Source organism: Rhizobium sp. No.120, assembly GCF_054558365.1.
Map to the genome: position 1 here is coordinate 1 of NZ_BAAJNQ010000025.1, position 26,748 is coordinate 26,748.

At 56.9% G+C, this 26,748-nt stretch carries 21 protein-coding genes and 1 pseudogene; 9 read left to right on the top strand and 13 right to left on the bottom strand.

Annotated features, from left to right (window positions below):
* From ACYJRZ_RS30600 to ACYJRZ_RS30615, 4 genes are all read left to right on the top strand, one after another.
* Positions 1-1,498 (top strand): electron transfer flavoprotein-ubiquinone oxidoreductase (locus tag ACYJRZ_RS30600; protein ID WP_459465116.1); only part of this gene is annotated, 1,498 nt, incomplete at its 5' end.
* A 118-nt stretch (positions 1,499-1,616) separates the two neighbouring features.
* Positions 1,617-2,420, top strand: coding sequence for a MerR family transcriptional regulator (locus ACYJRZ_RS30605; RefSeq protein WP_427143515.1), 804 nt, complete (start codon positions 1,617-1,619; stop codon positions 2,418-2,420).
* 250 nt (positions 2,421-2,670) lie between these two features.
* On the top strand, positions 2,671-5,127 hold the full coding sequence (locus tag ACYJRZ_RS30610; RefSeq protein ID WP_459465118.1) for a GcvT family protein: 2,457 nt from the start codon (positions 2,671-2,673) through the stop codon (positions 5,125-5,127).
* A 69-nt stretch (positions 5,128-5,196) separates the two neighbouring features.
* Complete coding sequence (locus ACYJRZ_RS30615) at positions 5,197-5,700, top strand: SDR family oxidoreductase (RefSeq protein WP_427143513.1); 504 nt, start codon at positions 5,197-5,199, stop codon at positions 5,698-5,700.
* Positions 5,701-6,111: 411 nt separating this feature from the next.
* On the opposite strand, the gene ACYJRZ_RS30620 is transcribed toward ACYJRZ_RS30615, so the two are convergent.
* The 9 genes from ACYJRZ_RS30620 to ACYJRZ_RS30660 are packed head-to-tail and all read right to left on the bottom strand — an operon-like array spanning position 6,112 to position 15,507.
* On the bottom strand, positions 6,112-6,849 hold the full coding sequence (locus ACYJRZ_RS30620) for an SDR family oxidoreductase (protein WP_427143512.1): 738 nt from the start codon (positions 6,847-6,849) through the stop codon (positions 6,112-6,114).
* The gene (locus ACYJRZ_RS30625; protein ID WP_427143511.1) at positions 6,849-7,292 is read right to left on the bottom strand and encodes a MaoC family dehydratase; all 444 of its coding nucleotides are present in this window, start codon (positions 7,290-7,292) and stop codon (positions 6,849-6,851) included. The genes ACYJRZ_RS30620 and ACYJRZ_RS30625 overlap by 1 nt, the downstream gene beginning before the upstream one ends.
* Positions 7,293-7,295: 3 nt before the next feature.
* Complete coding sequence (locus ACYJRZ_RS30630; RefSeq protein WP_427143510.1) at positions 7,296-7,703, bottom strand: Zn-ribbon domain-containing OB-fold protein; 408 nt, start codon at positions 7,701-7,703, stop codon at positions 7,296-7,298.
* Positions 7,700-8,875, bottom strand: coding sequence for a thiolase C-terminal domain-containing protein (locus ACYJRZ_RS30635; RefSeq protein ID WP_430764963.1), 1,176 nt, complete (start codon positions 8,873-8,875; stop codon positions 7,700-7,702). The genes ACYJRZ_RS30630 and ACYJRZ_RS30635 overlap by 4 nt, the downstream gene beginning before the upstream one ends.
* Before the next feature lie 3 nt (positions 8,876-8,878).
* Entirely contained in the window at positions 8,879-10,603 is a 1,725-nt protein-coding gene (locus ACYJRZ_RS30640) for an ABC transporter permease subunit (RefSeq protein ID WP_440661839.1), read from the bottom strand.
* Positions 10,600-12,147 (bottom strand): acyl-CoA carboxylase subunit beta, encoded by a 1,548-nt coding sequence (locus ACYJRZ_RS30645; RefSeq protein ID WP_427143507.1) that lies wholly within the window; start codon positions 12,145-12,147, stop codon positions 10,600-10,602. The genes ACYJRZ_RS30640 and ACYJRZ_RS30645 overlap by 4 nt, the downstream gene beginning before the upstream one ends.
* An 11-nt stretch (positions 12,148-12,158) precedes the next feature.
* On the bottom strand, positions 12,159-13,721 hold the full coding sequence (locus ACYJRZ_RS30650; protein ID WP_440854654.1) for a class I adenylate-forming enzyme family protein: 1,563 nt from the start codon (positions 13,719-13,721) through the stop codon (positions 12,159-12,161).
* Positions 13,722-13,752: 31 nt separating this feature from the next.
* Positions 13,753-14,400, bottom strand: coding sequence for a TetR/AcrR family transcriptional regulator (locus tag ACYJRZ_RS30655; protein ID WP_427143505.1), 648 nt, complete (start codon positions 14,398-14,400; stop codon positions 13,753-13,755).
* Positions 14,401-14,412: 12 nt separating this feature from the next.
* On the bottom strand, positions 14,413-15,507 hold the full coding sequence (locus ACYJRZ_RS30660; protein WP_427143504.1) for an extracellular solute-binding protein: 1,095 nt from the start codon (positions 15,505-15,507) through the stop codon (positions 14,413-14,415).
* Positions 15,508-15,699: 192 nt separating this feature from the next.
* Between ACYJRZ_RS30660 and ACYJRZ_RS30665 the strand changes: the two genes are divergently transcribed.
* From ACYJRZ_RS30665 to ACYJRZ_RS30675, 3 genes are read left to right on the top strand one after another with little or no spacing between them, the layout of a single operon-like run.
* The gene (locus ACYJRZ_RS30665; RefSeq protein WP_459465123.1) at positions 15,700-16,839 is read left to right on the top strand and encodes an ABC transporter ATP-binding protein; all 1,140 of its coding nucleotides are present in this window, start codon (positions 15,700-15,702) and stop codon (positions 16,837-16,839) included.
* A 17-nt stretch (positions 16,840-16,856) separates the two neighbouring features.
* Entirely contained in the window at positions 16,857-18,524 is a 1,668-nt protein-coding gene (locus ACYJRZ_RS30670) for an acetyl/propionyl/methylcrotonyl-CoA carboxylase subunit alpha (protein ID WP_459465125.1), read from the top strand.
* Between the two features lie 13 nt (positions 18,525-18,537).
* On the top strand, positions 18,538-19,047 hold the full coding sequence (locus tag ACYJRZ_RS30675) for a thioesterase family protein (protein ID WP_427143501.1): 510 nt from the start codon (positions 18,538-18,540) through the stop codon (positions 19,045-19,047).
* A 714-nt stretch (positions 19,048-19,761) separates the two neighbouring features.
* Here the strand turns inward: ACYJRZ_RS30675 and ndpC are convergent.
* The 4 genes from ndpC to ACYJRZ_RS30695 form a co-directional block, all read right to left on the bottom strand.
* A complete protein-coding gene (gene ndpC, locus ACYJRZ_RS30680; protein ID WP_024899819.1) occupies positions 19,762-21,777 on the bottom strand; it encodes a 6-hydroxypseudooxynicotine oxidase in 2,016 nt (671 codons plus the stop codon).
* A 102-nt stretch (positions 21,778-21,879) separates the two neighbouring features.
* Entirely contained in the window at positions 21,880-22,257 is a 378-nt protein-coding gene (locus ACYJRZ_RS30685) for a nuclear transport factor 2 family protein (protein WP_064334247.1), read from the bottom strand.
* Positions 22,258-22,379: 122 nt separating this feature from the next.
* Positions 22,380-23,393, bottom strand: a complete 1,014-nt coding sequence (locus ACYJRZ_RS30690) for an alpha/beta fold hydrolase (RefSeq protein WP_459465128.1) — start codon at positions 23,391-23,393, stop codon at positions 22,380-22,382.
* Positions 23,303-24,478 carry an FAD-dependent oxidoreductase gene (locus ACYJRZ_RS30695; RefSeq protein ID WP_024899816.1) on the bottom strand — a complete coding sequence of 392 codons (1,176 nt, stop codon included), beginning with the start codon at positions 24,476-24,478 and terminating at the stop codon, positions 23,303-23,305. The genes ACYJRZ_RS30690 and ACYJRZ_RS30695 overlap by 91 nt, the downstream gene beginning before the upstream one ends.
* Before the next feature lie 447 nt (positions 24,479-24,925).
* On the opposite strand from ACYJRZ_RS30695, the gene ACYJRZ_RS30700 reads away from it, so the two are divergent.
* On the top strand, positions 24,926-26,275 hold the full coding sequence (locus tag ACYJRZ_RS30700) for an MFS transporter (protein ID WP_084438673.1): 1,350 nt from the start codon (positions 24,926-24,928) through the stop codon (positions 26,273-26,275).
* A gap of 306 nt (positions 26,276-26,581) precedes the next feature.
* Positions 26,582-26,748: pseudogene (locus tag ACYJRZ_RS30705) on the top strand (electron transfer flavoprotein subunit beta/FixA family protein); the annotation flags it as partial.

Consider the following 26,748-nt stretch of genomic DNA (forward strand, 5'->3'; position numbering starts at 1 on the left):
CTCCGGCGCGGTCGTCGATCCCATAGGCATCGACCGTCTCCTGCCCGACTGGCGCGAGGACGACAGCCATCCCTTCAAGACCGAGGTCAAGGACGACCACTTCCTGTTCCTCGGCCCGGCCGGCTCGGTGCGCCTGCCCAACGCCTTCATGCCGCCGCTGATGAACAACCACGGCAACTACATCGTCTCGCTCGGCAATGTCTGTCGGTGGCTGGCCAGTAAGGCGGAGGAACTCGGCGTCGAGATCTATCCCGGCTTTGCCGCGACCGAGGTGCTCTACGACGACGCGGGCGCGGTCATCGGTGTCGCGACCGGCGACATGGGCATCGAGCGCAATGGCGAGCCCGGCCCGAACTACACCCGCGGCATGGCGCTGCTCGGCAAGTACACGCTGATCTCGGAGGGCGTGCGCGGTTCGCTCGCCAAGCAGCTCATCGCGAAGTTCGACCTCCAGAAGGACCGCGAGCCGCAAAAATTCGGCATCGGCCTCAAGGAACTCTGGCAGGTCAAGCCCGAGAACCACAAGCCCGGCCTCGTGCAGCACTCCTTCGGCTGGCCGCTCGGCATGAAGACCGGTGGCGGTTCGTTCCTCTATCACCTCGAAGACAACATTGTCGCCGTCGGCTTCGTCGTGCATCTCAACTACAAGAACCCCTATCTCTTTCCCTTCGAGGAATTCCAGCGCTTCAAGACCCATCCGGCGATCCGCGGTACCTTCGAGGGCGGCAAGCGCCTCTCGTATGGCGCGCGCGCCATCACCGAGGGTGGCTACCAGTCCGTGCCGAAGCTCTCCTTCCCGGGCGGTGCGCTGATCGGCTGCTCGGCCGGCTTCGTCAACGTGCCGCGCATCAAGGGCAGCCACAATGCGGTGCTTTCGGGCATGCTGGCGGCGGAAAAGCTGGCGGATGCGATTGCCGCCGGCCGCGCTAATGACGAGCCGATCGAGATCGAGCAGGGCTGGCGCGACAGCGCCATCGGCTCGGACCTCAGGAAAGTGCGCAACGTCAAGCCGCTGTGGTCGAAGTTCGGCACGGCCGTGGGCGTGGCGCTCGGCGGCCTCGACATGTGGACGAACACGCTCCTCGGCTTCTCCTTCTTCGGCACGCTGAAGCACGGCAAGACGGATGCGGCCTCGCTCGAGCCGGCCGCCAAGCACCAGAAGATCGATTATCCGAAGCCGGATGGCGTGCTGACCTTCGACCGCCTCTCCTCCGTGTTCCTGTCGAACACCAATCACGAGGAAGACCAGCCGGTCCATCTTCAGGTGAAGAACCCGGAGCTGCAGAAGACCTCGGAACTCGACGTCTATGCCGGCCCCTCGACGCGCTACTGTCCGGCTGGTGTCTACGAATGGGTGGAGAAGGACGGCAAGGACGTGTTCGTGATCAACGCGCAGAACTGCGTGCATTGCAAGACCTGCGACATCAAGGACCCGAACCAGAACATCAACTGGGTGCCGCCGCAGGGCGGCGAAGGCCCGGTCTATCCGAACATGTGAATCCGTGCTGAAATCCTTCAATCGAGCCGCCGACTGTGTGCCTTTGGCAAATCGCGTGGTTGCAGTTTGCGGAGCAGTCTCGTAGCACTCAACTGTGAGATTTCGAGCAAGGAAAGCCATGAGCAAACAGTATAAGGTTTCAGAGTTGTCTGCTGCGACCGGTGTGCCGCCGGCGACGCTTCGGCTTTGGGAGCAACATGGGCTCATCGTTCCAACACGGACGGCCAGTGGCTACCGGATGTACTCCGAGGATGACTTCGCCCGCGTACATCAGATCGTTCGCTTGAGATCCGTCCAAGGCCTGAATCTTGCAGCGATCAAATCTTCACTGGACGGAACGGATCTGGTCTCCCAGGAAACAGGAAGCGAAAACCTTCCGCCTCCGAGGCTCGGGTATGAGATCCGGCGGCTGCGTCGCGAAAAGGGTCTGACGATAACGGCGCTTGCGAAGGTGTTGGCCGTGTCCTCGTCGGTGATAAGCACACTTGAGCGCACGTCTCGAGGCGCCAGTGTCCCGCTGTTGCGCGCTATAGCCGAAACATTGGGCGTTACCGTGACGCAGCTCACTGCCAGCCCAGAGGAAACACCGAAAGCCGTCATAAGGAGCGGGGAGGGGCGACAGCTTCCTTCACTCGGCAAGGGCATTCAGATCAGAGAGTTAGCTTCTGGTCCGCGGATGATGGACTGTCAGGAGTGGACGCTTGAACCGGGTGCCGGAAGTGAGGGTTTCTACCGGCATGAAGGCGAGGAGTTCATCCGGGTGTTAGAGGGTAGCTTTGAGATCGAAGTGGATGGGCTAGGTCTCGCTACCTTGAACCCAGGCGATGCCATGTATTTCGAAAGTCACCGCGCGCACTCCTGGCGCTCTGTTGGCTCGAAGGCTTGTAAACTGATCTGGGTGAACACCCCCCCGACTTTCTAAAGCGATTGCCGGCGATGAACCTTCGTCCCTTGCCGGAAGGTGGGCCGAGAGATTTTTATAAACTCGGCATGATTTCTGTAGAGTTTCAGCCCTGATATGATATGAATCCTTTTCAGACGGACCGATCCCGAATGCGGGCGAGCCGGCGAGATTAAGATCTGCCATCAATGCCTCTGATCGCCGGATAGAACCATGTCCGCCAGCAGGAGCTACGAGGGCAGGGCAGGCTCCAAATCTAAAGGACACAGGAATGGATATTCCATCACAGGCCGATGTCGTCATCATCGGCGGCGGTATCGCGGGCTGCTCGATTGCCTATCATCTGACGAAGCTCGGCATCAAGGACGTTGTTCTTTGTGAGCGTCGACAGCTCACGAGTGGAACGACTTGGCACGCCGCCGGTCTTGTGACGCAGCTCCGTGCAACGCAGCGTATGACGGAACTTGCGCAATATACCGGAGAGCTCTTTGGGCGGCTCGAGGAAGAGACTGGGCAGGCGACCGGTTTCAAGCAGAACGGTTCTTTGCGCCTTGCGAAGACGCAGGCTCGCTATGAGGAATTGGCACGTGGTGCGTCGATGGGGAGAAATTTCGGCCTGCCCGTCGAGGCCATGACCGTTGATCAGATCAAGGAGCGTTGGTCTCCGATCAGCACTGAAGGGCTCGTGGGTGGTTTCTGGTTCCCCAATGACGGCCAGGTTAATCCTGCCGACGTGACGATGGCCTACGTAAAGGGAGCTCGCCAGGGCGGCGCCAAGATCCTCGAGAATATTAAGGTTACACAAATCCTCACCGAGAGCGGCAAGGCTGTCGGCGCAATGACCGAGCAGGGGCGGATTTCTGCCAAGAAAGTGGTCATCGCAGGTGGGATGTGGTCCCGTGACCTCGCAGCTCAAATCGGCGTGACCATTCCCTTGCATGCCGCAGAACACTTCTATGTGGTGACCGAGGCTATCCCAGAGCTGCCGCGCAATCTTCCGGTTATGTTCACAGCCGATGAGTGGGCTTATTACAAGGAAGATGCCGGCAAGCTGCTAATTGGCTTCTTTGAACCCGGAGCGAAACCGTGGGGTCAGAACGGCATATCCGAGAGCTTTTGCTTCGATACGATCCCCGAGGACTTGGAGCACATCAGTCCATACCTTGAGATGGCCATGGAGCGCGTTCCTGTCCTGCAGGAGACTGGCATCCAGCTCTTCTTCAACGGTCCCGAAAGTTTCACTCCGGACAATCGCTACCATCTTGGTGAGACATCGGAAATCGACGGCCTTTTCGCCGCGACCGGCTTCAATTCCATCGGGATCCTTTCATCAGGTGGTGTCGGGAAGGCAATGGCATCATGGATCGCTGAAGGTCGTCCGCCGGTCGAACTGCTGGATGTCGACGTTCGCCGAACGCAATCGTTTCAGCGAAACAAGAAGTATCTTGCCGACCGCTCCGTCGAGACCATCGGCACGCTGTTCGACATGCATTGGCCCGGGAAGCAATTCGAAACCGCGCGAGGCGTTCGCCGCTCGCCGTTCCACGACCGCCTGTTGGCATCAGGTGCGTTCATGACCGAACTCGCAGGATGGGAGCGCCCTGGCTTCTATGGCACAGAGGACGAGCTTGCCAACATCGAATATTCGTATTCAAAGCCGAGCTGGTTCGACAATGTCGCGGCTGAGTGCGCCAACACAGCCGAGAATGTCTCACTCTTCGACCATAGCTGCTTTGTCAAATATATAGTCGAAGGCCCTGACGCTTTAAAGTCCCTGAACTGGATCAGCGCGGCTGAATGTGATGTGCCGATTGGGAAGGTTGTTTACACTCAGTGGCTGAATGAGAACGGCGGTATCGAGGCCGACGTAACGATCACCCGACTGGCGGAACAGTCCTATCTGGTCGTCACGGTGGCTGTTTCTCAGCGACGCGATATTGCTTGGTTCAAGCGACGCGTGCCTGTAGGCACCCAAGTATACATTACAGACGTTACCTCGGGGCTTGCGATGCTCGCGCTGTGGGGACCGAAGTCCCGCGACCTGCTCGCGAGTGTCTCCTCCGATGATTTCTCGAACGAGTTCTTCCCGTTTGGCACGAGCCGCGAGGTCGATCTTGGCTACGCGCGCGTCCGTGCCAGCCGGTTGACGTTCGTCGGCGAATTGGGCTTCGAACTCTACATCCCGAGCGAAATGGCGGCACATGTCTATGATGTTCTGATGGAAGCCGGACAAGATTTTGGGCTTAAGAACGCTGGGTTCTTCGCACTCAATTCGATGCGAATGGAGAAAGGGTATCGCCATTGGGGCCACGATATCGGTGAGGAGGATACGCCGTTCCAGGGGGGCGTTGCTTTCACCGTTGCGCTGGATAAGCCAGGCGGGTTTATCGGCCGAGACGTTTTGGTACGCCAGAAGGCCGAGGGCACTTTGAAAAGGCGGCTTGTGCAGGTGAAAGTCTCTAATGAGACCGGGGGCACACACCCGATGTTGTTTCACTACGAGCCGCTTATTCGTGACGGCATCATTGTAGGGTCGATTATGTCGGGAGCGTACGGACACCGCGTCAAGGCTTCGCTTGGTCTTGGATATGTCTCGTCCAACGAGGGCGTGACCAAGGAATGGCTGGCAAGTGGCAAATGGGAGGTGGAGGTCGCGATGAAACGCTACCCAATCGAGGTCCAACTCGGCGCTTGGTACGATTCACGCAGCGAGAAGGTGAAAAGCTAGTAGACGGTTGTGGCTGGAACTTACATGTTCCAGCCACACCTATTGACCACGACCTGAACGGACACCTCGATGACGAAGGTTTTAGTTCTGGGAGCCACCGGTCAAACCGGTCGTAAAGTTACGGAATGTCTCCAAGCAAGGTCGGCAGTAGACGTAATCGGCGCGTCTAGGCGACCCCATGGTTCCGGCGGACGGGCGTTCGATTGGAATGTTCCTGAAACCTGGAAAGCAGTTCTTGCGAACGTTGTCTGCGTCTACCTTGTCAAACCGAACGCCTATGGTGCTGTGGACGTTGAAGCCACGGTGGCAAGCTTTCTGGACGACGCAAAATCGGTCCGGCGCATCGTGCTTTTGTCAGGCATCGCGGCTGAAACTCGGAATGAAAATCTCGACGAACGGCGCGTCGAGCGGCTGATCGAAACCTCGAGATTCGAGTGGACGATTTTGCGCCCCATTGGTTTATACAGAACTTCTCCGCCCCCGAGTACTTCCTTCCGAAGTTACGCGACGAGGGCGAGGTTGGGGTGCCTACTAAGGGTTGGCCAACTGCGTTTGTCGATACCCGCGACATAGCAGACACGGCGGCGACGGTCCCTAGAGGCAGGGCATACCGGCAGATCCTACACTCTACCGGTCCAATCGCCCACACATGGCACGAGGCGATACAAGCGATCGTGAAGGCGGCGGGTCATGAAATGTGGTACGTTGACGTCGATATCGAGGAGCATCTGTCCGGCCCCGCCTATTCAGGTTTGCCGAACCAGGCCATGGAGCATCACCGTGCTGTGCATGAGTTCATGTGCAGCAAGAATTCCTCGGATATATCTGGTGCGATAGAAACTATTCTAAGCCCGCCCTCTCGTGCGCTACACCAATATAACCGCGAAAGCGTCCATCTGCGGCGACGTGAAACAACCCGATCCAAATTCCCAATGCGACCATCAGACCGTTGAGGTTGATGGTCGCATTGGGATGCATTTCAATTCAAAGAGCAGAGCCGCCGTTCACGCCCAGTACCTGGCCTGTCACGTAGCTAGCGTCGTCGGAGAGAAGGAAAACAATCGCCGAGGCGATTTCCGCCGGACTGGCCTCGCGCCGCAGGGGGATGCTCTCAAGCCATCCTTGGCGGATTTGCTCCGGAACAGCTTCAACCATCGGGGTTGTAGTTGTTCCCGGAGCGACAGCATTTACCCGAATACCGTTACGTGCTTGCTCGATTGCAACGGTCCGCGTCAGGCCGACCAGACCCGACTTCGCCGACGAATAGTTCGACTGGCCAAACGCGCCCCACCGAGCTTCGGACGACAGGTTTACAATCGAGCCACCGCGACCAACCATCAAGGGCACGATGGCCTGGCACCCGAGCCACGCCCCTTTCAGGTTGACGTTCAGGACCACATCCCAATCGTCCTCGCCCATCTTTAGCAAGGACTTGTCACGTGTCAGGCCGGCGTTGTTCACAAGGCCGTCTGCTCCGTCAAAGGTTTCCTTGATCTTGATCGCGGCTTGGGCCCAGCTTTCGCGATCCGAAACATCGAGCGAGACGGCCAACGCACGGGCGCCGGATGCGTCGATTTCCCTGGTCGTCGCTGCTGCGCCATCAAGGTTACGGTCCGCAATCACCAAGATCGCACCTTCCTCGGCCAGGCGGATAGCGGTCGCTTTACCGATCCCTTGCGCGCCGCCCGTTACGACCACGACTTTGTCCTTTAAGCCACGCATCAGCCTCCACCTCCGATAAGATATCTGTTGTATCCGTCCTGCACGATCTCGCCCCGTTGGTTGCGGATCGCGACCTCCACTTCGACCACACCGCGCGACGGGTCCTTCGAGCTTGGGCGTTTCGATTTCACGACGTAACGCTGGCAAATCCGGTCGCCCGGTAGCACCGGAAGAAGCATCCGCCGTTGTGTTTCCAGGAAGCCGAGAATTTTCCACGCCGAAAGCTCTGTGCAGTTCAGGCCCTCGCCGATCGAATGAACGAGTAGTCCGTGCGCGATGCGGGAAGGGTATTTGGTATTTTCGCGAACCCATTCTTCATCCATGTGGAGCGGGTTGAAGTCCCCGCTCAAGCCGGCGAAATTCACGATGTCAGCTTCCGTTATGGTCCGGCCGGCGGACTCGTATTCCGCGCCTTCTTGGATGTCGTTGAACACGGTTTCCATTCGTCAGCCCTCCACGAAGCAGGGCATTTTTACGCCGGGATGAATTTCACGGAACACGACCTTGAGGGCCATATCGCACTGGATTCTTTCGATCGGTGTATCGACGACCCAGCTTGTGATACGGGCACCCTCTTCCAGATCGACAATCGCGATAACGAACGGCGTTATCGCCGCAAATTCCTTGTGGATTGATCGCTCGACGACGGTGAAGGAATAGAGAGTGCCGCGGCCCGTGGCTTCGGCCCACTCCGGCTCTCGCTCTGGAAAGCCCGCCACGCGGGCGCGAGGGTACATCTGTGCCGCGCCGGTAAGCGGATCCCTTTGAATGAGCAGGACATCCCTGCTAGCCGCCTCGAACCAATGCTTTGAGAGAGCATTGTGGACAGGATGGACAGAGGTCATTTCAATCATTGTTTGCCTCCAAGAATGAGAGTGGCCGTGGCTGAAAGCCAGCCGCCGGTACCGTTGATGAGGCACAGATCTGGGGAAGCAAGTTGAAGGCCGGGGCTTTCGCCTCGGAGCTGGCGTACTGCCTCGATTGTCGCAAACATGCCGCGTCTTCCCGCGTGGTTCGATGAAAGGCCCCCACCATCCGTATTGATTGGGAGCCGTCCGCCAGGCGCGATCCCACCTTCGGAGATAAAGTTGCCCACTTCACCCTTGGGAACAAAGCCGAGGGCCTCGAGCGTGAGAGCGACCGTGATCGTGAAAGAATCGTAGATCTGCGCAACATGGATTTCTTCGGGTGTTAATCCAGCGGTCTGGAACGCCCGCCGGCCCGAATGTTCAGCGACAGTGGTGGTCATGTCGCACATCTGGTTCATCTGGCCGTGGCTGATCGCTTCTCCGAAGCCCAACACAGAAGGCCCGCCTCGGCGCGTGTCGCGTGCACGGTCCTTAGACGTGACGACGATTGCACCGCCCGAGTCGCTGACGACGCAACAATCGAGTTTGTGAAGCGGCGACGAGATCATCGGAGAGGAGAGGACGTCATCGATCGTGATAAGATCGCGGTACATCGCCTCCGGATTCAAATGTGCGTACCGGCGCGCTTGAACGGCGATTTCGGCGAGGTGTTCCGACTTGAGTCCGTACTGGTGCATGTATCGCGTCGCGGCCAACGCATAAGCGGAAATTGTCGAAACTCCGTACGGTACCTCGAACTCGCCCGGTCCGGTCTGCCCGGTATTGAAGTCGCTTGCGCTCAGAGGCCATGAGCGGCCGGATGAGGCGTATGAAACGACGACTGTGTTGCAGAGACCGGCCTTGATCGCCGCGACGGCGTTGCCGACATGGCTCAGAGCTGCGGCTCCTCCGATATCGGTGCTGCACACCCAAGAGGGGTTGATACCCACGTATTCGGCGATCTCGACGGCATTCAGCTGCCAGCCCGCTTCGGAGGGAAACGAGGCTGCCGTAGCGAAACCGTCGACGTCAGCAATCGTCAGACCGGCATCGGCAAGCGCCCCGGCGATCACCTCAGAGTGGATTTGGTAGGGATGGACGCCAGGCGCCTTTCGACGCGGGGACTCAAAGGCTCCCACGATTGACGCGGAGCCGCTTGGAAAACGTTCGGTTGCCATGAGCTAGGATCTCACTTTTGTAGCACTTCGACTTGTAGTGAAAGATTTTGCGGCGACGATGATTGTGCCGATCAAGACCGGTGCGATGATGATTGTCGCGACAGCTGAGACCGCCGGAGTGATGCCGCTTCGAAGGAAGGAATAGATCGTGACTGGCAGTGTTTTATCGAGTTCCGTCTGGAACATCGCCAGCACAGCCTCGTCCCAAGACGTCACGAAGGAGATGAGGAACGCGCCAACGAGCGCCGGCATGGCGAGCGGCACGACCATATCCCAGAAGGCCCTGGTACTGCTCGCACCCATCGACCAGGCCGCTTGCTCGATCGAGATATCGACGGCAGCAAGTGCATTGGCCAGCACGAGGAACACAAGTGGCAAGCAAAGTACGGCATGAGCGACGACTAGTCCGAAGTCGCTGCCCAGCATGCCCAGCCGACCTTGGACGTCATAGATTCCGATACCGAGTAAAATGACCGGAACGATCAGAGGCATAATGGCGGCCATCTGAATGGCTGACTTGAGCGCCGCAGACTTTGAACGCGTCCCGACCCTGGCGAGCGCGAGGCCGCAGAGGGAAGCGAAAACTGCCGTCATGACGCCAACCCTGATGCTCTTGAGGAACGCATCGATCCAGATCGATGACGTCAGAGCCTCGATGAACCACTTGGTACTGAAGCCAACCGGTGGGAATTGAATCTGCGTGGTCGGAGTGACCGACGTCGGGATGACGACAAGGAGCGGTAGGATCAGCAGAATGAGATCGAAGACGAGCACCACGACGCAAATACTGGTCACCGGAGTTGGTCGAAGGGGGGCGCGGGCTGAAGCGCCGCGCGAGCCTTGCTGGACCGGCGAAAGCATTCCCTTACCCCCTACCTTAAGTGCCACGGCATATCCAACGATCGAGACCGCCAGCAGGACGATGCCCATCGCCGCTGCCTTGCCCCACTGGTAGTTCTGGACCTGCTGCTGGATGAAGATCGGGATGGTCAGATTGTGCGGACCGCCGAGGATTGCCGGTGTCAGGAAGAAGCCAAGCCCCAGGACGAAGACCAGCACGCTTCCACCCAGCAGCGCCGGGCGGACCTGCGGGAAATAGATGTCGAGGAAGACACGACTTTCAGATGCGCCCATTGTTCGAGCGGCGGTGAGAAGCGAGGTATCGATCGACATCATCGCCGAAACGAGGATGAGAATTAGATATGGCAGCAGGTAGGCGACCATGCCGACGATCGTCGCGAACGTGTTGTACAGCAGGGGAAACGGGCCAAGCCCGAGCGCTCCAGCAGCGGAATTGATGATGCCTTGCGTACCGAGGATGGTGGTGAAGGCAAATAATCTCACGATGATCGATACCCAGAACGGCATAAGCACGAGGACCATCATCAGCGATGACAAACGCCGGGAGAGGCGCGAAATCACGTATGCGGCCGGAAATGCCAAAAGCACCGTTGCGATCATCGACACGAATGCGAGCATCACGCTGTGCAGCGCTACCTGACGCAACAAATCGTCCTGGACGATCGCTGCGTAGTGGCCAAAGTAAAGCGGCTCCGAAAAGCTCGATCGGCCCTTTTCGTTCAGGCTGCGCATGATGATCGTCAAGAGCGGCCAGCCCAACGATAAGGAGAGGACGAAGATTGCTGGCAGTAGCAAGGCGAACTTCGTTGCGGCGACGCCGACATGACGTCTTTGCCCGGCAAGGGAGGTAACTGAAACGTACCTCATCCACTTCGACCTTCCTGCGGCATGCGATATGCGAGCCTGAGGAGTCGCGCGAGATATTTGCGCGTGTCTCGGGGATCGATCATTTCTTCCGCGCCGAAGTTTTCGACAGCCTTCCAGATCGATGTCTGTTCTTCGAACCGTTTCGTCAGCTGCGCCTTTAAAGCCGCTCGTTCCTCAGGCGGTGCAGCTTCCAGTTCTGCTCGGAACGCCGCTTCGACGCCGCCTTCTATCGGCATGTCGCCCCAAGCCGCGCTTGGCCACACGAGCCGCAAGCTCAAAGGATTGCGGCTTCCTGTCGCCACGCCGCCGAGGCCAAAGGACCGACGGACCTGTACCGTTATCACGGGCACCTTCGCTTGCTGGATTGCCCGAAGCGCCATTGCGCCAAACGTCAGGACACCTGCTTCCTCCGCCTTCGGCCCTACGAGGAAGCCCGGAACATCGACGAGATATGCGATCGGAATATGAAATCGGTCACAGAGCTCGACGAACTTGGCCTGCTTCAGAGAAGACTGCACATCCAGAGATCCGGCGACGAACCGCGCGTCCGAAGCCAGGATCCCAATCGTGTGACCTTCGATCCGGGCCAGGCCAGTGCGAAGCGAACGACCGTAGTCCGGCGCGATTTCGAAGAACGTGTCCTGGTCTGCGATGCACCGTATCAGCTTGTGAACGTCGTAGGCGCGTCTCAAACTCGGAGACACGATCGAAAAGAGCTCGTTCTGATCATTTTCGGCCCAAGTCTCAATGACTGCCGGCCGGCGGCTGACATTGTCTGGCAGGTATGAGAGGACCTGACGGACTTGAGCAAGCGCCACATCCTCGTTTTCGGCAGCGTTGTCAATCAGACCAGATGAACGGGTATGGATCGCGACGCCACCAAGGGCGAACTTGTCGATCTCCAAACCAAGGGCCTGCTTAACCACGGGAGGGCCTCCGGCGAATAGACACCCGTTGTCCGAGGTCATGACGGAGAAGTGCGATATGTGCGCTCGGGCCGCAGAGCTGCCGGCGGTAGGGCCTAGCACGGCAGCCAGAACGGGGACTTGTTGCAGCAACTCGAACATAGGATAGGTGGGGTTGGCGGACTGCAGTTCCGGATAGCCGATCTGATCCTGCAGAAGGATGGAGCCACCGACCCCGTTGATCAGCATGACGAACGGGATTTTGTAACCGATCGCAAATTCTTCGATGAACCCGCCCCAACCGCCCTTGTAGCGCACAAGGTGCACGCCCGCGCCGCCGCCTTCAACACTGAAATCTTCCGCGCCGATTGCCACCGGGCGACCGTCGATTTCGCAGAGGCCGCAAACGAACGTAGGTGCGAGGAGAGAGCCATCCTCGGTAGGTGTGGTCACGAAAGTCCCGATCTCCAGAAAGCTGTCGGGATCCGCGATTTTGGCAATCCGTTCGCGTGCCGTGGAGCGACCGTAGCGATGCTCGCGTGCAATCCGGTCTGGTCCGCTCGATGCGAGCGCGATTTCGCGACGACGATCCAGTTCTTCCAGCAAAGCCTGCCATTCAGGACTAATGTTCTGGGTCATCCCATTCCTCCTCAGATTGCTAGGATCTTGGCGCAGATGCTCGCCAGTTCCTTCTTGTCGACCTTTGTTGCATTTCGGATAGGGAAGCTGTCGACGAAGACGATGTGTCGCGGCTTCTTGTAGGATGCGAGCTTCGTAAGAAGAAACGCCATGATCTCTTCCTTGGAGATGGTCCCTTCCTTCCGTGGCACGATCGCGGCGCAAACCACCTCTGTGAACTCCTCGTCGGGAAGGCCGACCACAGCGACGTCGATGACCGCGGGATGCTGGCGTATGACGTTCTCGATCTCCGCAGGGTAGATGTTCTGTCCCTTCGAAATAATGAGGTCCTTGCTACGTCCGACGATGCGGATCCAGCCCTCGTCGTCGATGGTCGCGAGGTCGCCGATCCTGAGCCAGCCGTCACGCACCGTTTCCGTATCGAGCTGGGGAGCGTTCCAATAGTTGTTCATGACCGCCGGTCCAGCTGTCCACACGTCCCCTACGCCTCCGGGAGGAACCAAGTTTCCGTCGGCGTCGAGGAGCCGGATTGACTGGCCGGGAACGCACCGACCGACCGATCCAGGGTGAAGATCGATATCGTCGCCATCAATTAGCGTTGGGAGACCGCATTCCGTGGAGCCGTAGGCGATCGCCAGATGGATGTGGGGCCAGCGTCGACGCGCTTCAGCGATGAGCGCGGGGGGGCAATTTTCACCACCCGTGTACCACCATTTCATGGACTGGAGGGGCAAGGGCTCGCGATCGTCTGCTTCGATCATATTGCGGAACATGGACGGGAAGATAAGGGCGTGCGACACGTTCCACTTCTGGATAAACTCGCCTAGTCGCTCCGCGCTCCATCCGCGGCTCGGCATTATGGCGACGGTTCCGCCGACGAGGAACGTCGGGATGGAGCTCTCATTCAACGCAGCCGTGTTGTACATCGGCGCATTGAGAAGCATGACCGTCTCTTGGTTCATCTGCTTGAAGATGCTGGCCTGCTGCATGGCACACCATATGACTGCGAGCGAACGCATCACGACGCCCTTCGGCTTTCCCGTCGTCCCAGAGGTGTACAAGATCATTTGTACGTCATGTGGGATCGCAGAGGCCAGGGACGGACAAGCATCGGCGAAGGCCTCATACGCAGATCCGCCTGCATTGGCCTCAAGCACGACTAGTTTTGGGCCGTTTGCTATAGCCCTCGACGCGTCCTCGGCTACGGGCGAGGTCTCTGTTTCCACGAAGAAGAGCTTAGCGCCGCTGTCATCGAGAATTGAGGCCACTTCGCTGGCGGTTAGCCGGAAACTCACGGGTACGAACACAAGACCGGCGAAAGCGCAGGCGAAATAGAGCTCGAAGATTTCGCCCCGGTTATAGAGCATCGAGGCAACGCGGTCGCCAGTCTGAAGCCCAGCCGCTCGAAACGCGCCGGCCAGCTTCAGCGCTCTGGACCGTAATTGCCCGTAGGTAAGCGCACCGTGCTCCCAGACGAGAGCGAGCTTTTCCGGCTGGTGCAAAACCTGAGGACCCGTATCGCCGAGAATAGAAGATACTGTCCACCCGAGGGTAGAGGAAATAACATTCGACATGTGCGTTCCCGTTTATGTGTACTGTTGCCCGCTATGCGGAGGCATACCGGGTAGGCGGCGCTGGCTCGCCTTTGTCGCTCGACGACACTTCGGTTCCCAGTCGACGTATCCAGTATCTGATAGGCGACTGTTCCCGAAGTTGACTCATCACCCGCGGATCAAGAAGCGAGTGAATGCTCAACCCGTCCGCGAGACCGACAAGGTCGGCCGCCACTCTTTTCGGCTCCAGGTCCGGGGGCAGATCACCGTGCGCTTGCGCCTGACGAATGGCCCGTGTCGCGGACTTTCTCCATCCCACGAGATAGCTCTCAAGCTCCTGCCTCAAATCAGCTTCAGTCATGCCTTCGGCATAGAAAAAGAAGAAGATTCGGCACAGCGCAAGCCGACGCTTGTCCAGGGGAATGCTGCCTTCGAGGATTTGCTCGAGGGCAGCGATGCCCTCCAGCGTATTTATAACGCGCGTATTATGTTCGCCAAGGATTTCGGCGGCTCGGCGCAATCCGCCAAGGAGAAGATCCTGACGATTTTTGAAGTAGTGGCCGATGACGCCGGTGGACCATCCCGAACGATCCGCAACCTCCCGGATGGTGGCCGCCGCTATGCCGGCCTCCGAGACGACATCCAATAGAACGTCGCAAATCTGCTTTCGTCGTTCGTTGTGATCCACCAGGCGAGGCATGTCATTCTTTCTTTAGTTGAGGGCGACCCAACGATTGAAACGATCGACTACTTCCGTGATATTTTTCGCGTAGTAGTCGGCGTTTTCCTCGATCGCTTTCTTAGCATTATCGCCTGCTACGATCCACGGTCCAAGATCGTCACCGTACGCAGTGCTGTCGAGGCCGACAATATCCGTTGCATAAGTGATCTGCTTGACAAGCGCCTTCTGCCCTTCCTGGTCGGCGATGAAATGGGCAATCATCGCTTGGCCGGCGTCGGCATTCGGTGCGCCTTTAGGAATGGCATATACGGCCTGGGAGTAGAGCGAATTCTCCCATTTCGCGGCGAGCGGCGCGTTGTCGTTCTTCACTGCGCTGTAGACGCGGCCGCTCCAGGCGATGCCCATTGAGCACTCGCCGCTTGAAAGAAGGCGGATCGCGTCATCGCCGTTGGACCACCAGAGGATGTCAGACTTGATGGTGTCAAGCTTCGCGAAGGCCTTGTCTAAGTCCAGGGGGTAGAGATTGTCGCGCGTCGCGCCGTCGGCAAGAAGCGCGGCCTCCAGCACGCCGCCGAACTGGGGATACTTAAACAGGCAGCGCTTGCCGGGGAAACGTTTTACGTCAAAAAGATCGACGACGCTGGCCGGCGCGTTATCGGTCGCGAATTTGCTGGTGTTATACGTGAAGACGATGCCATAGCGCAAAACATCCACGCCATATTCGTCGTGCGCCGTAGGGCCGAGTTTGCTCAGATCGACGATGCTGGGATCGAGCTTCTGAACGTAGCCGGCGTCACGGGCCTTGATAAAGTCGCCCTTTGTCGGGAACTCGATCATGCTCCAAGGAATCGAGGCGCCGCTGTCCATCGCCGCGAAGTACTTAGTCATGTCGGAGTTGAAGTCGCCTTTGACTTCGACCCCGGTCTCGGCCGCGAAGTCCTTGATTACCGTTTCCTCACGGGCCCGCGTCGTGGCACCACCGGAACCATCGTGCCAGACGAGCTCTCCCGATATTTTTGCTTTCACGTCGGCCGGCAGAATGTCGGCGGCGTACGAAGCCACCGACGACAGCGTGAGCGCTGCGCCTGCGACGATAAACGTGGCCTTGCTGGTCAATTTCCTCATTTGCATTCCCCTTCCTCTGGTTTGCCTTTGCTAAGACAATTGTAACAAAAAGAATCCGTCGCGCAAGCCGCAACAGGCTTTTTTTATAACAAGCGTCTTGATAAAAAATGAGGTAGCCCGCTATGATGGGCAAATAGCAGTCCGATGAGCGATGTCGGTCGCCGTCCCGGGCTAGCGGAGGAGGGTAGCAATATGATCAGCCAAGACGCCACCACGACGAAATCCCGCTCGGAAAGAAACGAAGCGGAGCGGGCGAACGGTATCGAGGTGAGAGACGTCGAAATTCGGTTCGCCAACGGCTACTTCGGGCTAAAAAAAACAGCTCTTAGTATCGAGCCTGGCTCGTTCTGCACCTTGCTCGGTCCTTCGGGCTCTGGAAAGACGACACTTCTACGAACGATCGCCGGACTTCTCACCCCGAGCTCAGGCGTAATCATGATCGGCGCGAAAGATGTCACCCGTCTTCCGGTTCAGGCGCGTAACATCGGGTTCGTCTTCCAAAACTACGCGCTATTTCCGCATATGACCGTCGCGCAGAACATCGAATATCCCTTGAAGCTGCACAAATGGCCGCAAACCGATCGGCGGCGTCGTGTACACGAAATTCTTGAGCTTATCGAGCTCCCCAATGCGGGCGATCGGGCGGTGGGCGAACTCAGCGGTGGTCAACAACAGCGTGTCGCGATCGGACGCGCGCTGGTCTATCGCCCCGCGCTGCTCCTGCTCGATGAGCCCATGGGTGCGCTCGACCGTAGGCTCCGGCAGCAACTGGGCGCCGATCTGCGGGAAATCCAACAGCGCACCGGCATTACCGCGGTCTATGTAACGCACGATCAGGAAGAGGCGTTCATCCTATCGGACAAGGTCGCGATCATGGATGGTGGGGAAATCCTGCAATACGACACCCCATCCGAACTCTATTTCCGACCGAAGTCTCGTTTCGTTGCCCGCTTTTTGGGGGAGGCGAACCTGATTGACGTGTCGAGCTTGGAACAGGGTGGCGATGGACGGACCCTTATACGGACAGGCCGCGCTACCTTCTCATTGCCTCTTCCGCGCGCGATCCTCAAACAGCACTCGTCGCTGTCGATCGTTCTGCGCCCTGAAGATCTGATCCTGCTCGGCTCAGACACAGTCGATGAGATGCAAGCCCCTGCTATCCCCGTTCGTATCGAGAAAGAACTCTTTCTTGGAAGCCGCTGCATCGTTACCGTTTCTGACAACTCCGGTGCAACGTATTTGGTGGAATGCTCAAAGTCGCAAATTCCTGCCTCCGGCGCGGAGGTGTGGCTGACTTGGAATCCCGCGTCGATGGTTCTTGTCGATCACTAAGAGCTTGAGGAATGAAAATGAAGAAGATCCTTATTGCGAACCGTGGCGAGATTGCCTTGCGTATCGTCAGGGCATGCCGCGATGCAGGCTACGTGTCAGTGGCCATCGCCTCCGAGGCGGACCGGGACGCCCTGCATGTTCGAGCAGCGGATGAAGCATTCACGCTCAAAGGCCACTCGCCCCTGGAGACGTATCTCAATCAATCGGCCATCCTCGACATTGCCAAACGTAGCGGCGCCGACGCGGTCCATCCTGGATATGGCTTGTTGTCCGAGAACGAGACCTTCGCCGCGGCCGTACAGGCGGCCGGGCTCGTGTGGATCGGTCCTCCGCCAGAGGCTATCGCCCGGCTTGGCGACAAGGTGAAGGCTCGTGCCATCGCGCGGAAGGTCGGAGCGCCGCTTCTTCCATCTCTGGACGAGGGAGCAGTTACCCAGGAACAGGTTCGGGCATTTGCCGAAACTCATGGCCTGCCGGTTATCATAAAAGCACAGAATGGTGGTGGCGGACGCGGCATGCGGATCGTCCGGACAATGGAAGAAATCGTACCGCTCATGGCGGCTGCGGAGCGCGAAGCAGGCCTCGCGTTCGGAAGGCCGGAGTGCTTCGTCGAGGTGTATGCCGAGCATGCACGTCATGTCGAAACCCAGTGCCTCGCCGATCAGCACGGTATCGTTGCGGTCATTTCGACACGTGATTGCACTCTGCAGCGCCGACAGCAGAAGCTCGTGGAAGAGGCACCGGCACCATTCTTGAGCAACGACCAGATTGACGTTTTAAGGAAAGTGTCGATCGGCATCCTTAAGGAGGTTGGCTACTGCGGGGCTGCGACCTGCGAGTTCCTGGTAACGAATGCGGGGAACATCTATTTTCTCGAGGTGAATACCCGTATTCAGGTCGAGCATCCTGTGACTGAAGAGGTGACAGGCATTGATATCATACGGGAGATGTTCAGCATCGCCGAGGGCAGCCCATTGCCATTCACCGACGCGCCGGTTCGGGGACATTCGATTGAGTTCCGGATCAACGCTGAGGACCCATGGGCCGATTTCCGACCCGTGCCCGGCAAGATCAAGCGAATGCGGCTTCCTGGCGGACCGGGCGTGAGAGTGGATTTCGGTTATGCCGAGGGTGACACCATTCCTCCATACTATGACTCTCTTGTCGGAAAACTGATCGTAACCGGCCGCGATCGGGAACAGGCAATCGAACGCGCTGCACGCGCGCTTGACGAATTGGTGATCGAAGGCGTGAGCACAGTGACACCGCTCCATCGCGCTATCGTAAAGCGCGGCGAGTTTGTCGCTGAGTATCGTCAGGAATTTGCCATCTACACACGGTGGATCGACGTCGAGATGCCCCAGCTTGCCCAAGAGGCACTGGCGTTACACAAAGCCGTTGCACCGCAAGAAGAGACCACAGAAATGTCGATGCTCGAGCAGCCGCAACATGTTGATGAGGCTCCCATCTACCGCATCGGCGTAAAGGCTCCGCTCTCGGGGATGGTAATGGAGCTTTGCGTGAAGACGGGGGACAGAATCTCCCGGGGCGATGTAGTTGCGATCATGGAATCCATGAAAATGGAACAGTCGATCCTCGCCGAAAACGAAGGTGTGGTGGCCAAGATCAATGTTGAGATTGGCGCCTTTATTGAAACGGGCGACGACCTAATGGGGCTCGACTGAGATGCCGGCAGCAATGTTTGAATTCGAGGCTGTAGATGATCGCCCTCAAGAGAATGCACTCTTGACACTTGAGGCAACGGTGGATGATCAATGGATTGATTACAACGGCCACATGACGGAGTGGCAATATTATAAGTTGTTAGCTGATGCAGGTGAAAACTATCTGCGGGCGATTGGCTTCACGGAAGAGTATCGCCTCCAGGGGTTCAGTTTTTTTTCAGTAGAAGGGCATCAGCGAAATCTCCGAGAGTGCCGGCTAGGCACGCCGTTACGCGTGTTCACCGAGACGATCGGTTACGACGAAACGAGGCTCCATATCTACCAGTACGTCGTAGATGCCGCCCGAGACATTGTTCTTGCTACGGGTGAGCACATGATGGTTCATGTGGACACTGTTAAGCGGCGGTCCGCACCCATCAACGACTATATGCGCAGCTGCCTGCAGCGGGCGTTGGATTCCTGGCGGCCGGTGAAAGCTCCCAAAGGGCTCGCTGCAGCGATAAAGGCACCGAGAAGGTCCTGATCTCCTGGCCATCGTAGGCAAACGCAACGGGTTTTGCTTAGGGAAGCGGACGGCTGACCGTGTCACCGGAGTGAAGCCTCATGCGATTACCGGCGGCCAGGCGCTCTCGCCACGCAAACCACACCCGAAGCCGATGGTAGCTTGGAATTATATTATAAATTGATGCTCAAGCGGCGCGGCACCGGCTACATAATCGCAGCCTCCGGCGCCACAAATTTGCCCGCGGTCACCACATCGGCAACTCCTCCACCTTCCCGATCATGAAGCTGCACATATACGTCGAGGCTGGACCCGCGACGACGGCTTTGAGCCGCGCCGTCTGTTCTCCGATCTTCGCTCGAGCATCCAGAGGATCCGCTCGAAAGTGCGACTCCGAACCGGGCCGCCGCCAGGCCGCCGCCTGACGGGCCGATGCCCCGTCATCTTCAGCTTTAAAAACACGTAGCCGCGAATCTTCGCCCAGCGCTCTGGCCATCATCACCACCGTCAAAGCGGACGCTGTCCAGAACGTCTGAAGCAAGTGATGTCAAAATCATCCATCGACCCATCGCCGTGCTCTAGTTCGTCAGCTCGCTGAGGAGAGGCAATTGCTTCGCTTGCCAAACCTACGACCGGAACGCTGCGAGCCAGATCCGGCCGTGATCCATGATAGAAGGCACCAAATAAATGTGTGCGGGATTCCTACGAGACCGAGAGAGATGATTTAAAAGAGACCTAACGACCGGTACCGCAAAATTCAATGCCGGCCTTTCGTCCATCTTTAGTGGCCTGAGCGATTTGGCCCGGCCCAAGACAGTCCCCTATGCGTTCGACCGACGCAATCTCTCCTGCTTCTTTCTTTGCAACTAACTCATGATAAAGAATATCATCGGATACTTGGCCGGTTACCAGAACGACGGCGTCCACTTTTCTACTGGATTCCACACCAGTAAGAATACGACTCGTCGTAATGTTGCCCGACGAGATACTAGTTACGGAGGTTCCGACAACGATTTCAATACCCATCTCGTTCATTGAGTTGATTACGTGGACAAGTTCCAGCGTGTTGATCGTCCACGGTGCCGGATCGCTCGCAGTCGTGATGTAAGTTACTTTACAGCCCGCCCGGGCAAGGCGCTCAGCCACTACCGTTGCCATGTAGAAGTAGTCTTCATCATAAACGACAACCTCACCGCTTGGTAAGTTGCCATCCAAGATTTCTTCCGGGCTGTACACGTGGGGGAGATCGGCGCCGGGTATCGGTTCATCGTGATTGCGACCGATCCCGTCCTTGCGCCATTTTGCTCCGGTCGCCACGATCACATGATCAGCTTCGAAGCCGATCACGTCGTTAGCAGTCAGGGCACTGTTGAGATACATGTTTGCATTGGGCATCGTCTGCAATTGCCCAACACGGTAATCCACCACGCGCCCCCAGGCACTCAAGCGAGGCATTTTACGCTCTCGCACCAGACGGCCCCCCCACTCCGATCCCCCATCTGCGATAGAAACCTGGTAACCGCGTTTCGCAAGTGTGTGGGCCGCTTCGAGACCCGCGGGACCACCACCCACAACAAGAATCGTCTTGGATGGGTCATCGGCAGGAGGCACATTTTCTGGATGCCAGCCTAAAGTATGCTCTTCTCCTGCTGACGGGTTCTGAGTACAGCGAATACGGACGTATGTCATAACCTCTGCTGTGCAAGCATTACATCCTATGCACTCACGGATATCATCATGGCGTCCTTCGTCTATCTTGTTTGGCAAGAAGGGGTCGGCTATTGAAGGTCGGGCGGCCCCGATTAAATCCAGAACGCCCCGCTTAATCTGGCTGACCATAGCGTCAGGAGACGTAAATCGCCCAACACCTACAACAGGTTTGTTCGTTACGCTCTTAACAAAATCGATAAACGGCTCTTGCTGCCCTTCTTCAAAGAAGCGACTGCTTCCGCTATCCCACGGCCAATCACTAACATTGACATCCCACAGGTCAGGAACGTCCGATAGTGCTTCAACAACGCGCCGCCCGTCTTCAAGTGCGGTAATATTTGATGCCCGTCGCCTGTCTTCTACCGCAAATCGGACCGCAACCGCGCAAGTGTCGCCAACCGCATCCTTCACGTCAGAAAGAGTTTCGCGAAGCAGTCGAACGCGATTTTCGAAGACCCCACCGTATTCGTCGGTTCTCTTGTTTGTTTTTACATCAAGGAAGTCCTGCAGGAGGGACAAATTGTGAGCGCAGTAGACATACACAATGTCAAATCCGGCCGATTTAGCGCGCACTGCCGCATCTCGATACCAGCGTCTGAAGTTGGCAATATCCTGCTTGTCGATTGTACGGGCTGTGATCGGGTTGTAATAGTAGTGGGGGAATTTGGCGGTAGGAGATAATGGATGCTCGCGATGGGAGGCGGCCGGTCCCGACGCACCTGCATGTGCGAGTTCCACGCCGGCCAACGCACCATGTTCTTTTATGGCTGCGGCAACGCGTGCTAGTTGGGGGACATGACTGTCGCTGTAAAAACAGGGGTCCGGGAGCGGTGCATGGTCAGAGGTTTGATGAATCATCGTTTCCTCCAAGCATACGACGCCCCATCCTCCTTCGGCCCGAGCTTTTCGATACGCGATCATTCCGTCGATGGAGGACATACCCATACTTAGAGCATGAGGTACAACGTAGAATCGGTTCTTGGTTCTGACGGGACCAATTTGAACGGGCTCGAACAGGATGTCATAACGTGGATCTCGCATGAGAGACGCTCCAATCGGTGTCGGGTATGCTGTACAACGCTAATGATGGTGCGCTGACAATTTAAGATGGCGAAGAAGTTAATGCTTACAAACCGCCGGTGTTCAGATCGTGCGGGTTGAGATCTCGCGCGCTTTGCAAAACGCATTTTTAACTGCAATTTTTCCCTCGCGGAAGCGAAGAATATCGAGACCGTCGATGGCAGAGGTGTTTCCATCGGATGTTATTACTAGGGTCCATGTAACGGTCGCAGTCGAAGTATGCTCGTCAATGGACGTGGATGTGATGTCGTATTTTGTGGAGGCGTTCAAAAATTGATCACTCGGCGCAAGCGCTTGTCCAATTGCTGCGCGTCCACTGTGCTGAACACCGAAAGGGTCCACGTATACACTAGCGTCGGTGAAGAAATCGAGCGTCTTCGAGAAATCGCGTGTGTTGAACGTATCCATAAAGGACTCAACCTGTGCGATAAGATTTTCCATTTACAATCCTCCAATAGATTCCTACAATCCGAAAGGTTCGAGTGCTATCACCGAAAGAATGACCAGATGGTCAGTCCACCTCGGGGCGCAGTATTAACTGCGCAAAGAAGACAAGTTGGGGCTCAGCTCACATGACCGGCGAGCCAATCTATGATCTCCCGAGCTATATCGTCGGAGTTATACTCAGACATTAACATGTGACCATTCCCGAAGATGCCTTTCTCTTCAAGACGAATGTGGTCGACATGGTTTCCCCGGCCCCGGATGTAGTCTGCTGCTTGTGCATTTGCTTCACGCATCCAACTTGCTTCACCTGTTACAACCGCGATCGGCCGCATGAATGGATCATGCTCCCCGGAAAGGGGTGCCGCGTTGAGGCCGTGCGAAAATTGGCCTAGGGGGTGTTTGAAGCCAGGACAGCCTAGTGGCTCCACCGCAACGATAGCCTTCACTGATGGGCCACCAATTGCCGCCAATGCCCATCCGCACGGCGCACCAGCGGAGTGGCTGAGCAAAACTGTGTCCCCAACCATGCTGAATAGGCCCTGCGCGATAGCTTCCACGTGTTCTTGGCTTGCGGCGAGACTTGTTGCCATTGGCCCTTGACTCGCCATGAAGCGATCAACAGGGGTCTCACCGCCGGGCCATTGCGTGTGTTTTTCAGCCCCCGGCCAAAGTTGGCTTTTCGCTGCTTCAAAAAAACGTGGACCGAGTTGCTCATAACTAGGTGGTTCCGTCGCACTGCCAAGTACGCGCCTATCCCAGCGGCTTCGCCCATGTCCTGGCCGGTCAAGCAAGTATACGGGATATCCCGCGCGCAGAAAGGCGTGCGCCCAGCCGGGCCGCCCATCCGGAGTGCGCAGAAACTCCGAACTTTGTCCACCACCGCCATGTACGAATGTAATCGATACGCTTTTTGGTTCGACGGGCACGAACCATTCGACATAGGCAGTTGGACCGGGATAAGTCTCGCCCGCGTGCAGGTTGCGGGACGTTGTGAGAAATCTCCCCCCGAAGTCTGCGAGGGCCAATGGTGTTAGATTGCTCAATATACTGTCCGCATCTGTTCGTGGAACTTCATCACGACGCGCATCTTGTCTCTGTCCGCAGCGATCGCACGCGCCTCCTCGATCCACTGCTCTTTCTGCTGGCCAGGTAGCATATGATACATGTTACGTAGGTTTGAAGATGCGCGCGGCGAGACAATTTCAAGAAACTTGAAACGACGGTCTCTATCGTAGGTTTCCAATATGTCTTCGCTACGGTTATCGTGAACAACTTGGGTCAGGGCCTCGACGAGCGCGAATGTGTCAAACATACCCCCTGTCAGCCCTAGCCCCCCTGTGGGATTGGTGATGTGCGCTGCATCACCGACTAGCATAATGCGCCCTACCCGCATTCGATCAGCGCAGCGTTGATGCATTCGGTAGGGCGAAAATGCCTCCACCTCGAACGGAACGCCGCCGGTAAGCAAACTCGGCAACACCTTTGCAATTCTCTGAGGGAGTTCCTCGACTGGAAGCGCTGGGTCTTCCATAAATGTCACGCGCCAGAAGTCGCTCGTGTCGATTTTACAGATGACCGAACCGTAGACATGATCGATCTGCATCGTCGTCTTCGAATAGCCACGCCGATCCAGATCTACGCGTGTATTAGTTGCGACATAACGTTCTGGCCACGTGATACCGAAGAAGTTAAGCTTCAAAACCTCTCGCCGAACAAAACTGGTGGCGCCGTCGGCCCCGATCAACCAGTCGGCGTCAATGGTCTCGTTAACTCCATCCTTTACAATCGTCGCCCGAATACCACTACTGTTCTGTTCGCATGCAGCCAGAGTGGTCGAATAGTGGATCTCTACGTTCGGCAACCTCTGCAGATGCGAGAGAATGATAAGTGAAAGCTTATCTTGACCCAGATGAAGGGCGTAGGGGAATTCGATCTCGCCTTCAAGACACCCGATATCCCAACGAATCATCTCGCCGGTTTCGTGGATGCGCCAGGCGTGGTCCTGCCGAAGGAAGCCAGCCTTCACGCAATCATCGAGCACACCTAGATCTCGGAGATGTGGCAGAACAGATGAATGGTAAACAAGCGCACGAGGACTATCGTTGGGCCTCGCCTCTGCTTCCAAGACAGTCACACGCATACCGGAACGTGCTAAGCCTAACGTGGTAAGAAGCCCGGTTGGGCCGCCACCGACGACAACGACATGTGCGCTCATATTAACTCTCGCTCCCTTTGAAAATGGTGGTCGCTGACCCAACGGGCATTGAAGGTCACCACATTTACGTCGACGCTGCCGCGCCGGCCAAACATGGCACGCCAGTTGCCGCTGCCCTCCGATCGAACGATACTCGCCCGCAGTGAATTCACAAATTGAATAATTAGAAACCGCGCTGATGTCAAGACGACTGGGTTGCGCTCAACGGTCTGCCATTGAGCATCCACGTAAACCTGCGACCAGTACATAACGGTAGATTTGGGGAGCCGAGTCGACACGCGAAGCTGCCTTTCCGAGGCAAATTAATTATTCAATATTGTAATTTATTGAGGCCGGCGCTATCGTGTCTTTCGCCGACCAAGTCGGCGTCAAGAGTCGCAACACCCTCTGATCTGTTCGAAGGGGGCTGCACTTAATGGGTTTTGACGGAACGCGGGGGAGGAATTCATGAGCGTGGACGTTGGGTCATCTGATGCAGGCATACAAGTGCAAACCGTCGGTCGTTCGCCTGGGCTGGGTAATGTACTCCGACGGAAGTCATTAGTCGCGACTGGCCTGGGCAATACACTCGAGTGGTACGACTGGACGATCTATGCGGTTTTCGCGCCTTACATAGCTAAGGCAATGTTTGACACCCAAGATCCTGTCTCAGCTTTGTTGAGCACCTTGGCGATTTTTGCGGTCGGCTTCATCTCTCGTCCGCTTGGAGGTATTGTCTTCGGAGCCCTAGCGGATCGCCTGGGGCGCAGATCCGTGCTGTTGACAAGCATGGTACTAATGGGTTTCGGTAGTCTTTTGATTGCCGTGTCCCCAACGTATGCCGCTATCGGCGGATTCGCGTCTCTCATCGTATTGGCTGCTAGGTTGTTGCAAGGTTTTGCTCATGGGGGTGAGGCGACCGCTTCCTACGCATATCTTGCGGAAATCGCTCCAAAGGAGCGGCGGGGCCTGTGGACGAGCAGCATGTTCTTTAGTGTCGGCATCGGCAGCATAGTCGCTACGCTGCTTGGTGTGGTCTTGACCCGGGTAATTGATGCCGTAGACATGGACTCGTGGGGCTGGCGTATTCCGTTTCTCCTCGGTGCTCTGCTTTCCGTGCTCGTGTTGTTTCTGCGAAAGAGCATGATGGAAAGCGACGTACTGACGGATTTCGTAGGTTCAAAAGGGGAGGGTTCCCCTAATCCGGTCGAGACCTCCGATTGGCCGAGAAGCAAAATTATATCACGTGCTGTCGGGATTTTCTTCTACCAAGCCGGCGTCGGCCTGCCATATTATCTCTGGACCGCGTACGCTGCGGTGTTCGCGATAACGCAGCGTGGCATGGATCCAAGCGGCGCCTTCACAGCGAGTTTGTTTGCACAAATTCCCTATATCATCGCCGTTCCTGTATGGGGATACGTTTCCGATCGAATCGGCAGGAAGCCCGTCACCATATTCTATTTTCTGTCAGTAGCAGTGCTAACATTTCCGCTAATTAGCTTCATATCCAGTGAGCCTTGGACGCTATTTGTCGCACAGGGCGTCATGCTCTCGGTTACTGGTTGTATTGGTGGTACGCTACCCGCAATCATCGCTGAACGTGTTCCAACACGGTACCGGTCGCGCATTATGGGTATTTCTCTCCCTCTTTCACTTGCTCTGTTTGGCGGCACAGCACCATACTTGAGCAGTTGGTTTTCTAGCCAACAACTCTCTTGGGTCTTTAACCTGTATGTCGTTATCGTTGTTCTAATAGCGGCGGGCGTGGTGGCAACTTGGAAAGAAACTAGGGGCATTGACCTGCGCGACGTCAATTAATGCGTTGATTTTTGAAGGTGAATGGCGGTGGAGCTGTCATTCACCCATCGTGCTCCATTTACATACCGGATAACGGCGAGTTTCGCGGTATTGCTGCACTTAGCCGAAAGCCGAAGTGTTGGCGAAGGGTTGCTGCTGGCGAGCAAACAGGACTCAAAGATGTTGTCGGACGTTTCGGCGGCTTTAGCGGAAAGCAATGGGGTTGAATGGCAAACGCAAGATAAGGGAATCTAGTCAATGAGGCTCTTCAGAATTTTGAACCTAGGAAAGTAAGAAAGGCTTCGAAACATGCAAATAAACTCCGGCATTAAGATCATTGTCCCAGTGAAGCGCGTTGTTGATTACAATGTAAAGATCCGCGTGAAGTCGGATGGTTCGGGCGTCGACCTGAACGGCGTGAAGATGTCGATGAACCCGTTTGACGAGATTTCGGTCGAGGAAGCGCTGCGCCTGAAGGAAGCCGGCAAGGCCGA

Bases quoted from the DNA above. Each gene is read 5' to 3' on its own strand.
- ACYJRZ_RS30605 (WP_427143515.1), top strand. From the start codon at position 1,617: ATGAGCAAACAGTATAAGGTTTCAGAGTTGTCTGCTGCGACCGGTGTG.
- ACYJRZ_RS30610 (WP_459465118.1), top strand. From the start codon at position 2,671: ATGGATATTCCATCACAGGCCGATGTCGTCATCATCGGCGGCGGTATC.
- ACYJRZ_RS30615 (WP_427143513.1), top strand. From the start codon at position 5,197: ATGACGAAGGTTTTAGTTCTGGGAGCCACCGGTCAAACCGGTCGTAAA.
- ACYJRZ_RS30620 (WP_427143512.1), bottom strand. From the start codon at position 6,849: ATGCGTGGCTTAAAGGACAAAGTCGTGGTCGTAACGGGCGGCGCGCAA.
- ACYJRZ_RS30625 (WP_427143511.1), bottom strand. From the start codon at position 7,292: ATGGAAACCGTGTTCAACGACATCCAAGAAGGCGCGGAATACGAGTCC.
- ACYJRZ_RS30630 (WP_427143510.1), bottom strand. From the start codon at position 7,703: ATGATTGAAATGACCTCTGTCCATCCTGTCCACAATGCTCTCTCAAAG.
- ACYJRZ_RS30635 (WP_430764963.1), bottom strand. From the start codon at position 8,875: ATGGCAACCGAACGTTTTCCAAGCGGCTCCGCGTCAATCGTGGGAGCC.
- ACYJRZ_RS30640 (WP_440661839.1), bottom strand. From the start codon at position 10,603: ATGAGGTACGTTTCAGTTACCTCCCTTGCCGGGCAAAGACGTCATGTC.
- ACYJRZ_RS30645 (WP_427143507.1), bottom strand. From the start codon at position 12,147: ATGACCCAGAACATTAGTCCTGAATGGCAGGCTTTGCTGGAAGAACTG.
- ACYJRZ_RS30650 (WP_440854654.1), bottom strand. From the start codon at position 13,721: ATGTCGAATGTTATTTCCTCTACCCTCGGGTGGACAGTATCTTCTATT.
- ACYJRZ_RS30655 (WP_427143505.1), bottom strand. From the start codon at position 14,400: ATGCCTCGCCTGGTGGATCACAACGAACGACGAAAGCAGATTTGCGAC.
- ACYJRZ_RS30660 (WP_427143504.1), bottom strand. From the start codon at position 15,507: ATGAGGAAATTGACCAGCAAGGCCACGTTTATCGTCGCAGGCGCAGCG.
- ACYJRZ_RS30665 (WP_459465123.1), top strand. From the start codon at position 15,700: ATGATCAGCCAAGACGCCACCACGACGAAATCCCGCTCGGAAAGAAAC.
- ACYJRZ_RS30670 (WP_459465125.1), top strand. From the start codon at position 16,857: ATGAAGAAGATCCTTATTGCGAACCGTGGCGAGATTGCCTTGCGTATC.
- ACYJRZ_RS30675 (WP_427143501.1), top strand. From the start codon at position 18,538: ATGTTTGAATTCGAGGCTGTAGATGATCGCCCTCAAGAGAATGCACTC.
- ndpC (WP_024899819.1), bottom strand. From the start codon at position 21,777: ATGCGAGATCCACGTTATGACATCCTGTTCGAGCCCGTTCAAATTGGT.
- ACYJRZ_RS30685 (WP_064334247.1), bottom strand. From the start codon at position 22,257: ATGGAAAATCTTATCGCACAGGTTGAGTCCTTTATGGATACGTTCAAC.
- ACYJRZ_RS30695 (WP_024899816.1), bottom strand. From the start codon at position 24,478: ATGAGCGCACATGTCGTTGTCGTCGGTGGCGGCCCAACCGGGCTTCTT.
- ACYJRZ_RS30700 (WP_084438673.1), top strand. From the start codon at position 24,926: ATGAGCGTGGACGTTGGGTCATCTGATGCAGGCATACAAGTGCAAACC.